This window comes from Lentibacillus kimchii (assembly GCF_042666895.1).
Taxonomy (GTDB): Bacteria; Bacillota; Bacilli; order Bacillales; family Amphibacillaceae; genus Lentibacillus; species Lentibacillus kimchii.
Genome location: NZ_JBHTGR010000021.1, coordinates 1 through 9,547 on the forward strand (window position 1 = coordinate 1; position 9,547 = coordinate 9,547).

The window sequence follows — 9,547 nt, forward strand, 5'->3', positions numbered from 1 at the left end:
GTGAAGGTTACATTGTCAGCGGACGAAAAACAGATGAATTCAAAGCAAATATGAGTAAACAAGAGAATTTCGCCTTACATGTCTAAAATATAGGGGCTAATCCGCTCTTAATTGAAAATGAATAATCTCCTGCCCAAAGAAACACCTTTGAACAGGAGGTGATTTCAATGAATTATCAAGAAAAGCATGACAGAATAGCGGCAATGTGTAGAGAAATATTAGATACTGAAGAACCATTTTATTGAAATTATAATTTGTCACATAGAGACAAAGATATTGCAATTGACTTTCTTCTAAGAGCAGTTTTAGGTTATGCAGAAAGCAATGGATCCGATTTAAATTATATTCAAACGAAATTCTATGGTGCATATAACTTCATTACAAATAAAAGTTTAACCCCTCCTTAAAACAATTTTTTATAATCGTAACAGGATTTCCCCCGAAACGTGTCGAATAACTATATGAAGTAATAAAGTTTTGAAAGATATATTAGTTGTTTAAATTTGGGGGATTTATAATGCAAATGGAAAAAGCTGAAGAAATTCGAAAGGAATGGGGAAATAAACCTTGCGAACACCCCACCATCACTAAAGAATATTACTTAGGGGCGCAAACTGGCGACTATGTATGTACGCAATGTGGGCAAACACGCTCTAACGAATCAGATTTTAAAAAACAATGAATTAAAGAGGGCCGTTAAGCCCTCTTTTTATTAAAGTAATACGCTAATAGGTGATAATGTAATAAATAAGACTATATTAGTAATTATAATATAAATCAAACTTGCTTGCCATATTGTCCAGTAATATAGCCAAGTTGTCCTTTATACTTAACTTCATAATAACCTGTGTCGCTTCCAGTACCACGCACAGAGCCATTAAGCGGTAGTGTATCGCCTTTAGAAACCGTGCCCAGATTACTGCTGTTGTTGCGATTAGGCTTGTCCATAACAATAGCAGCATTGTTGACACCAACAATTTTAAGTTGACCAGCTTTGCCACTATCTCCGCCGGAATTATCTGATTGATTGCTACTTCCATTCGAGATCGTGGCGCCAGTATCAGGAGCCACATATATATTTCCCTTGCCAAAGTTATCTGTATTTATAGTTACAACATTTTTCTGCGGATGCCCTAATACATCATATTGTAGACCGCCAAACTTGGAAGGCCTTAAGAACCCTTTTTCATTTCCTTTAGTAGACGCGGCATCTACTGGATAACTGCGCCATGAGTTAGACGATGCAGGTAATGTGACGATTTCTTGTCCGCCAGAACCAGATGAGACCGTCTGTGCTTCTTCTTCTCTGTCTGGAGCAGATTCCACTTTCTTGTCATCAACCATTTGCAGAAATTCATCCCACTCACCATTTTCGCGTATTTTTCCGGGACAGTTTTCACCCGACCAATGATGATGCTGTTTGATGTGAGACTTAGGTATATTTTCATCATTCATAATTTGCTTGACCAATTCAGCAGCATTTGCCAGTGCCTTATTAAAATTGCCGTCCGAATTGACGCAAATTTCCACAGCGATAGAATTTAAATTCCCATCACCTTTACCATCGCCTGCATGGTACAATTGAAAATCATGTTCAAATGATTGGATCGCCTCATGGTCGTCTCAATTAGCGGCGCGGCTGTTACCACCAGATTGCAAATCAGCATGCATTTGTGCGTCTGCACCCTCATTTGTATTAGCAGTTGTGTGGATTGTAATGTAGGTACGTCCATTATTTCTGCCAAATTTGTTAGGCGTGTCACTGACTAATTGTTGTTTGATTTCAACCATTATTTATCATCCTTTCTTTATTAAAAAGACTCCCAAACTGGATGTCTTACGCAGACTTATGTTCTTGTTTCATGGCTTCCATATAATTGGTTGCATGTTTAGCTTCGGGCGTGTAATCGTTGTTTTTGTAGTGATTCCACACTTCACTGACGATCATTGCGACAAAGGATGCACCGTTTACAATCTCCTGATTATCAAAAGGGAGAAGATCATATCCTAACAACATCGCTCCTGTATTAATGCCGACAATAATAAAGACAGCGAACCTTACCCAGCCATTATTGATTTTATCGAGCGCTTTTCTAAGTGATTTTTTAAGCATTTTTTGCCTCCTAGCCCAATATAAGTTTTAATATGGTGAGACCAATGGCAATTAGTCCGATCATAGATGATATAGCTATGCCCCATGCCCATCTATTTGTAACTTTAATGCCGTGTACGTCTTTTCCCTGAGCTTCAAAACGTTCGTCAATCTCGTTTCTTGGCACATAGTCCTGCTTGTCTATTTTTTTATCGATTCTTGTAAGCATATCTGTGTGGTTTTTGAATTCGTTTTCGAGTGCTGCCAACCTTTCGCCATAATCATTTCGATCTACCATACTTCCCTCCTTATAAAGAAAAGCACCCCTGTAACGGAGTGCTTCGACATAAAAAATACGCCCAGCGTTTGAGCGTATTAGTTATTTAAAATTATTAATCAGCAATCCTGACTTCAATTTTTCCATCATTTAGTCTAAAATTAAACGATCTGAACGATGGGCTTTGATGTTGATTTCCAACCCATTTTATAGCTAGTGGAGATTCAAGACTACCTTCATTTTCTAATTGATTTATTATAGATGTTTTATATTGCCTCAAATCTTCCCATAAAGTTTTGAGTTGTTCTTCACTTAATTTATCCTCTACATCAATTAATTCATATTTTAAATTGTCATTCATTGAATCCCTCCTTTATCCATATAATACGACAAGAAGGAATTTTTAACCATAAAAAATACGCCTTCGTGGGCGTTTTGATTTACTGCGTATATCCGTTCTTATGCATTGTTTTCCTTGTCTAGCTCATATTGAATTTGCTTTTTAACATCTTCATTCTTAATATCCTCAACCTCGATCATGTTAAATTTAACCATTCTCAAAAAATCATTAATCATTTTATAGCATCCCTTTCGATTTATAATATAATAAATTGACCTTGTCCTCTAGTGACGGTTCATCATCTTCTTCTGTATCATCCTCTACCTTTTCATCTGACCACCTCCCATCTTTGTATTTTCGTCCGATTAAGTCATCATCCATTTCATCAATTTCGACATGATAACCGTCATCAATAAAATCTTTTGTTTGTTTTACGCCTTCGCAAACATTTTCGTCACTTAAAACAGCTAAAAACATTTTATCACTCCTTTATTCAAACTCGATTACTTGCCAATGAAAAGTCATTGTGGAAGATGTATTCTTAGGTCTTGATAATTTTATAGAAATGCTATCTTTGATATATCCAGATGCTTCTCTATATTCACCTGATGACGTACTGTCTGATTCGTGGCTTAAAATTAAAAAAGACTTAGAAGTGTTAATGTTTGATATATTCTCAATTACTGATCCTTTTTTACTAAAAGATATAGTACCTCTTTGAACGCTCTTAATACCTTTAGTGTCTATATTAAGAGGGAATTTGCCATATATATAATCAACGTTGCTCTTTATAGTTCAAATATCACTCTTTAATCGTGAAATATCATCAGTATTATCTTTGATTTGTTCTTGTGTTTTTTTTGTTGGAAACTCGATTTCTTTTTTTGCCATTATTATACCTCCTCATAAACAAAAGCCAGCCTAAATGGCTGACTGATTATGTTCTATATAGGTTCTTCTTCAAGATTTAATTCTTTTCTTGCTAAATCGTTAATCCAAGCAAATGTTGCTAATCCAATGATATTAATGTTAAGCAAAGTATCCTCTGAATTTAACTCCTTAATCTCATCTCGTACATAGTCCAGATTATAATCCCTGTAATTTAAATCATTAAAACGATAATTCAAATTATGAGCACATTTGTTTCTTAACTTATTGAGCTTAACAAGATTTTGATATAACTTTTCTGGAATCAAATCCATGTTAAATATTAGCTCCAACTTATTTAAATAATTCCACCTCAATATTTTTGAAGATGTCTTAGTTTTATTCTTAATAATCAAATCAACCCAATACTCTGTATAAAGATGAATAGTAACGACTGCTGCGATTGGATCTTCAATCGAATTTAATTTCGTCGCAAAACCTTCTGCCAACTCATGAGACATACCCAATTTTATCACATCCCTTTTTGACAAGATTATCAGTTAAGGGATTCATAAACAAATGTCAGCCCATCTTTATTACTATTGACTTTCCATCCACCTTGATATTTAATGCCATCAATCTCAAACCTATTATGTTGCATATCGTCCGCCTTATGCGCATCAAAATCCTGCTTGCTTGCCTGTTCAATGTTTTCTACTTTCGGCAGACCAACATCATCTTTAGACACACCGCCGCGAACTTCAGAAATGTTTTTACCGTCCAGTTTACTGCTATCACTAGCTTGTTCATTTTTACCTAATTGCTCCTGGTTTTTGACCTTACCTAAACCAATTTGTTCAGCGTTTGTGCCGTGAGGATTATCCTTATCACCCGCGTGACTACCCTCCGCGACCGTTCCTTTTTCGGTTCCAAAATCCTTGTTGAATGCATCGTTTTTATTAAAGGATGGTTCCGCTCCTATATCAGACGGAGACACAGGATCAGATCCATCACTCGCGTGTGTGCTCGCATGTGACTCAGGCGTATATTCGCTGGGTTTCCCCGGTAAGTTCTCCCAAGTCATGTCAGGTATTTCTTTTATTTGCTGGTCCGTATATTGATTCGCATTTGATTCAGCCGGGCCAGCTTTAGATTGTGCACCGCTAGGCGTTTCCGCATCGATATCACTTGGCTTAATTTCATCATCGCCACCGCTGGAATGACTGGAAGCATGATGTTCTGGTGGGAAAACAGAAGGTTTTTCTTGAATTTCAGGCCAACTCAGCTTTAATTGTTCAAGGTATTCGCGCAATTCTTTTAGTGCTTCGTACGTGGTATGTTGAAACCGATTGTGCCATTGAGCGGGTGGCTTATCTCCTTCTTGCCAACCTTGATTACGTTTGCTTTCTGGTGGTTCGGTTCCCGGCGCATTCCACTCCGGCAACCGCTTTTCGAATTTAGCCATCATGTCACCCCTTTAAACAGGTAATTTTTCTTCATTTTCGGGCTTATAAACGGCACCGTAGTAGCCGCCTGTTGTCATATCTAGATCGGAAAAACCTTTATCTTTGTCCTGGACTAACTCTGTTCCACCATATTCAAATGTTCCTTGTAATTCAATTTGTTTAACAAGTACGCCTGCAGCTACTGTACGCTGCACAATTTGCACAAACTGACCACTGGACATCCCTACCTCATTTAATCGTTCAATCGGAATCTCAATAACTTTGATAGCAGCAGGTTCTGGGTTGTATTCATCCATCCATTTGTCAGTTATATTAACCTCTTGTTTTGGTACATCTAGCGACATAGCCAGAACATCAATAATCGTATTCGTATCAGCCGTGGAGAAATCACGTGCTACTTTTGATTTCAGCATAATGCGATAAATATCATCATTAGCTCCGCCGCGATATTGGTCAATATCGCGTCCTATGTCATTTAGAACTTCACCCTCGGCATTATCAATGGAACGCCATGATTCGATTTGCTCAAATGTTTCCCGTAATTCTTCAAACGGCTTGATCATAATGCCAATAATTTTAGCAATATTGGAGTCCTGAGCCTTTTTGTAAGCATCTGTGAGCCGATGAATAGTTTTATCTTTTAAACTCATGATATATCGACCTTTTCATAATCTGTTATAGCAACCTCTGTTGGGCTTATTTCTATGGTATTCATTTCTTCCGTGTTGTTAATGTCTTTACCAATTTTTAGCCTCGGTACATTTTCAATACCCGGAACGCTCTGGAATATAATATTGACAAGCGGCATGAAGTAAACATCTTCACCTGTTTGCAGACCCACATACTCGTTGCCATCATAATCCGTACCGCCTATATGTCTCACAATTTCTGTTATAATCCTTTTTTTGCCGTCGTCCGGGAACTCATTATTTGTTTTGAGCACCATTTCAACATGTATATTTACTTTTTTGGCACGCGTTAGACCTACTGGGACAATGTTTCCTGCGTCGTCTTCTATATCCACCATCGTTTCACCATAGGCTTGTACACCCGCTGCGCGTCGTTTAAAAATAGCTCTCGCGACATCTTCATCATCACCACCTAACACATACGTTTCAAAACTTCGCCCTGGCCGTCCGTTTTGTTTATCAAGTGATAGGTTTTCGATAACTGTAGCGGTAAGTACGCCCTCGACACCTAATACTTCGGAACGGATGCCGTTCATGGTTGGAGAACCACTTGCGGAGAGTGACAATTCGTAGCGATTTTTTAGTTCATCGTCTGTTTCAGCTATCCGTCCGCCCGAAATAGGCTCTTTATTTGTCACGCCATCAACGCCGACAATAGGTGTATCAATTGTGTCTACCTCACCAGGCTGTGCATTGCCGTGAGCGCCTGTGCCCGATCCTCGTCTGACCTTTGAAGGAATGCGCCTACTTGAACGTTAGATTCAGGATTTTTGAATTTGCGAATATGAGGTTCGCGAATTGTTTGGCATCCTGCTAGTTTCTTTGCATGGTCAAAGACCATATCCATTTCTTCAAGGCGCATATTATGATCAGCCAAAGTTTGCAAAATGTTGTAAGCCATTCGGCTCAGATCATCATACGTGATCGTTCTGATTGTGCTTTTCTTTTGTGATCCGTCGTTGCCGCGGCGGGTCACATATGGATTTTCGTTCATTAAATAACCTCCTTAGCGAATTCGGTGTCACATCTTTTACTTGCATTTTTTTGCAACATATCCATTAAAAAAATATTCAACTGGTACTTCAAAGTATTCCGCAATAGTATGCAATTCATCAGCTGTAAAATTTTGCGAACCTACTTCTTTACGATGATAAGGATAAAGACTATTCAAGCTCAATATTTGAGCCATTTCTCGCTGGGAAAGATTGTGTTCATTTCTGAGAGATCTAATTCTCTCAAGGTTTACTTTTTTCATTTTTTCACCTCTTTTATCTTGCGTTTTTTGCAAGATTTGACCCCAGTATAAATTGCATTAAATGCAATGTAAATAATTTAATGCATTTAATGCAATAAAATTTTTGCTAAATCTGCAATAATGGTATATTAAAAAGGAGGTAAATAGGTTGGAGGTTGTGACCATGGAAAATAACACATTAGGTAAACGCATGAAATGGCTTAGAGAAAAGAAAGATTTAAAACAAAACAAAGTTGCTGAAACACTAGGAATTACTGCTTATCAATTGTCCAGATATGAAAGCGGAAAGTCTAAGCCTGATCCAAAATTAATAGCTTCAATCGCCAATTACTATGACGTAACAACCGATTATCTTCTAGGTCACAACAGCCAGGAAACAGCCGTAGATCCTGAAGAAGATGAAAAAACGGCCATCATCAACAAAATAGCCAAGGACTTCCCTAACGCTGACCTGATGTTTCACGATATGGCTAATATGGATGCGGACCAGCTGCAGGAAGTGTACGAGTTCATTAAGTTTAAGATGAGTCAGAAGGATAAATGAATATGTTATTTATATAATGGAGGATTATTGACTATGCCTACAATGGATGATGGAGGAGCTAACGCAATTCGGGGCTTTAATTATCAAAAAGCATCTATCATCTTAGTTATGATTAAAAACTTTCAAAAACAAGATTTTGCTATTATTCCTGAAGCTGATGAAGATTTTGATGTAAAATGCGAAAATAATGATTTTTATATACAAGTAAAAGGTACCAATAAAATTTCTCCGAAAAAACTTATGAAATCAAGTAATAGTAAAAATTCAGGGGATTCAATTTTAGAAAAGAATATGGAGCCAGGTTCAAACTCAGATATTAGAAAAATATTTATATGTAATTACACTGAATCTTTAAATAATCAATTAATTGAAGAATACGGTGATCACATTGTAACTCCGGTATATAGCCTTTCTGATCAACAAAAGAAAGTTTTTATCAATAAATTAAATCTTACCCCTGATCAAACTACTCGTCTAAACAATCTATATATTTTTATTACCCCTTTTATTAACAATTCAACTGATGCGACAACATATTTAAAGGGAGAAATGGTTAATGAAGATTTAATTACTAGTAATGAACGAGCTCAATTAATTCTTGGAGAATTATCAACGTTAGTAGATCAAAAAAGTGAGATAACGATAACTAATGAAGAGGATTATAATAAGAAAAAAATAAGTGGTGAAAGTCTTAAAGAGTTTTTAATCACTGTTGAAAACATGGATAATTTTAATAGTATACTTGAATCTTTGGATTTTAACTTCCTTAAAAAGCAAAAAATTAGAATGGAAAAAAATAAAATTCCGTTGCTATTCCAAGATTTAAAAAGTAATATTAAAGAAGAAATAACTTTAGACTCTGTTATTAATCTTACGGATCAAGGTGCTCTTGACTTAATTATAAATACAATAAAAAGCAAAATTTCTGATATTAATGAACACCAATTATGGGCTATAGCTATAGATTGCTTTAAGGATTTAGGAGAATAAATATATGTGGATTGAGTCATTTTCCATACTGGATTATAAAAACGAGGAAGCTAATCACTATAAATTTTCAGAAGGTATCAATTTAATATCCAGTGAAAATAATAGTCTGGGGAAATCTAGTGTCTTAAAATCACTTTATTTTAACTTAGGATTCGATATTAAACATTTTCCCAGCAATTGGGACTCAAGAAATATGGTTTTTCAGTTAAAATGTGTAATCAACGATGAGGAGTATGTTATAACTCGTAAAAATAATATTTTTAAAATAGATAACGACGATACCCCCTTAAATGTAAAGGAATATTCAAACTGGCTTCAAGACAAACTAAATATAAATATGCAATTACCTAACGTAAGGACAAACGAATTATATGAAGCGTATTCTTCAGCGATTATTTTACCTTTTTATATTGACCAAGATGATTCATGGAATGGTGCTCTATACAAAAATGTAACTGACACTGTAAAGCAATACTCTTCTATGCCTTCAGAAATTTTTAAATATTTATTTAATATTTCTGATATCGAAATACAAGATTTAAACAACCTCATAAAAAGTTATCAAAAAGAAAAAAACGATACCCAAACAAAAATAAATAGTCTGAATCTTGTTATTGAAGACTATCAAACTGAGGTTTCATCTGTTCCATCAATCGACAAAAATGCTCTAGAACAAGAAATAAATTCATATTTGAAGATTTTGAATGATCATAATGAAAAAGCAACTAAATACAAAATGAATTTAATAAATAAACAAGAACTTTTGGATCAACAAAAACAAGACTTATCTGAAATAGAAAAATTACTCCAAATGAACAAAAAAAGATATGATTCGATACAATCAATATGCACTTATTGTAATTCATATTTAACTCAAGAACAGTCTTTAACAAGATTAAATTTATCAAATAATAAATTTGAAATGGGGGCGTCAATAATTTTGTGTAAATGACCCTATCCCTTTTGAATTTAGTTAGCCAGTGTTTTAGTCGTTTAAACTTGTTCCTCCAGCGATTCAAACATCTGC

Annotated in this window: 17 protein-coding genes; 5 read left to right on the plus strand and 12 right to left on the minus strand. The window is 35.6% G+C overall.

Translation table 11 applies throughout. From position 1 onward, the window contains the following. The first annotated feature begins 517 nt into the window (after positions 1-517). On the plus strand, positions 518-682 hold the full coding sequence (locus tag ACFQU8_RS08765; protein ID WP_382358832.1) for a hypothetical protein: 165 nt from the start codon (positions 518-520) through the stop codon (positions 680-682). 95 nt (positions 683-777) lie between these two features. Here the strand turns inward: ACFQU8_RS08765 and ACFQU8_RS08770 are convergent, their stop codons facing one another. From ACFQU8_RS08770 to ACFQU8_RS08795, 6 genes are all read right to left on the minus strand, one after another. After that, complete coding sequence (locus tag ACFQU8_RS08770) at positions 778-1,608, minus strand: peptidoglycan recognition protein family protein (RefSeq protein ID WP_382358847.1); 831 nt, start codon at positions 1,606-1,608, stop codon at positions 778-780. Between the two features lie 15 nt (positions 1,609-1,623). Next, positions 1,624-1,791 (minus strand): hypothetical protein, encoded by a 168-nt coding sequence (locus ACFQU8_RS08775; protein WP_382358833.1) that lies wholly within the window; start codon positions 1,789-1,791, stop codon positions 1,624-1,626. Between the two features lie 46 nt (positions 1,792-1,837). After that, positions 1,838-2,113, minus strand: coding sequence for a phage holin (locus ACFQU8_RS08780; RefSeq protein ID WP_382358834.1), 276 nt, complete (start codon positions 2,111-2,113; stop codon positions 1,838-1,840). A 10-nt stretch (positions 2,114-2,123) separates the two neighbouring features. Next, the gene (locus ACFQU8_RS08785; RefSeq protein ID WP_382358835.1) at positions 2,124-2,390 is read right to left on the minus strand and encodes a hypothetical protein; all 267 of its coding nucleotides are present in this window, start codon (positions 2,388-2,390) and stop codon (positions 2,124-2,126) included. 94 nt (positions 2,391-2,484) lie between these two features. Next, positions 2,485-2,730, minus strand: coding sequence for a hypothetical protein (locus ACFQU8_RS08790; protein WP_382358836.1), 246 nt, complete (start codon positions 2,728-2,730; stop codon positions 2,485-2,487). A gap of 216 nt (positions 2,731-2,946) precedes the next feature. Beyond that, positions 2,947-3,186, minus strand: a complete 240-nt coding sequence (locus tag ACFQU8_RS08795; protein WP_382358837.1) for a hypothetical protein — start codon at positions 3,184-3,186, stop codon at positions 2,947-2,949. Positions 3,187-3,235: 49 nt separating this feature from the next. On the opposite strand from ACFQU8_RS08795, the gene ACFQU8_RS08800 reads away from it, so the two are divergent. After that, on the plus strand, positions 3,236-3,430 hold the full coding sequence (locus ACFQU8_RS08800; RefSeq protein WP_382358838.1) for a hypothetical protein: 195 nt from the start codon (positions 3,236-3,238) through the stop codon (positions 3,428-3,430). Positions 3,431-3,653: 223 nt separating this feature from the next. On the opposite strand, the gene ACFQU8_RS08805 is transcribed toward ACFQU8_RS08800, so the two are convergent. From ACFQU8_RS08805 to ACFQU8_RS08830, 6 genes are read right to left on the minus strand one after another with little or no spacing between them, the layout of a single operon-like run. Next, complete coding sequence (locus ACFQU8_RS08805) at positions 3,654-4,103, minus strand: hypothetical protein (RefSeq protein ID WP_382358839.1); 450 nt, start codon at positions 4,101-4,103, stop codon at positions 3,654-3,656. A gap of 29 nt (positions 4,104-4,132) precedes the next feature. Beyond that, positions 4,133-5,041: a hypothetical protein gene (locus ACFQU8_RS08810; protein ID WP_382358840.1), complete on the minus strand. Its 909-nt coding sequence runs from the start codon at positions 5,039-5,041 to the stop codon at positions 4,133-4,135. Positions 5,042-5,053: 12 nt separating this feature from the next. Beyond that, a complete protein-coding gene (locus ACFQU8_RS08815) occupies positions 5,054-5,692 on the minus strand; it encodes a hypothetical protein (RefSeq protein ID WP_382358841.1) in 639 nt (212 codons plus the stop codon). After that, complete coding sequence (locus ACFQU8_RS08820; RefSeq protein WP_382358848.1) at positions 5,689-6,471, minus strand: baseplate J/gp47 family protein; 783 nt, start codon at positions 6,469-6,471, stop codon at positions 5,689-5,691. Before ACFQU8_RS08820 ends, ACFQU8_RS08815 begins: the two co-directional genes overlap by 4 nt. Continuing rightward, entirely contained in the window at positions 6,405-6,725 is a 321-nt protein-coding gene (locus ACFQU8_RS08825) for a hypothetical protein (RefSeq protein WP_382358842.1), read from the minus strand. Before ACFQU8_RS08825 ends, ACFQU8_RS08820 begins: the two co-directional genes overlap by 67 nt. Before the next feature lie 36 nt (positions 6,726-6,761). Then, positions 6,762-7,019 carry a helix-turn-helix transcriptional regulator gene (locus ACFQU8_RS08830; RefSeq protein ID WP_382358843.1) on the minus strand — a complete coding sequence of 86 codons (258 nt, stop codon included), beginning with the start codon at positions 7,017-7,019 and terminating at the stop codon, positions 6,762-6,764. A gap of 130 nt (positions 7,020-7,149) precedes the next feature. On the opposite strand from ACFQU8_RS08830, the gene ACFQU8_RS08835 reads away from it, so the two are divergent. The 3 genes from ACFQU8_RS08835 to ACFQU8_RS08845 are packed head-to-tail and all read left to right on the plus strand — an operon-like array spanning position 7,150 to position 9,472. Beyond that, a complete protein-coding gene (locus ACFQU8_RS08835; RefSeq protein ID WP_382358844.1) occupies positions 7,150-7,530 on the plus strand; it encodes a helix-turn-helix domain-containing protein in 381 nt (126 codons plus the stop codon). A gap of 33 nt (positions 7,531-7,563) precedes the next feature. Then, a complete protein-coding gene (locus tag ACFQU8_RS08840) occupies positions 7,564-8,520 on the plus strand; it encodes a dsDNA nuclease domain-containing protein (RefSeq protein WP_382358845.1) in 957 nt (318 codons plus the stop codon). 4 nt (positions 8,521-8,524) lie between these two features. After that, entirely contained in the window at positions 8,525-9,472 is a 948-nt protein-coding gene (locus tag ACFQU8_RS08845) for a hypothetical protein (RefSeq protein ID WP_382358846.1), read from the plus strand. The last annotated feature ends 75 nt before the right edge of the window (positions 9,473-9,547 follow it).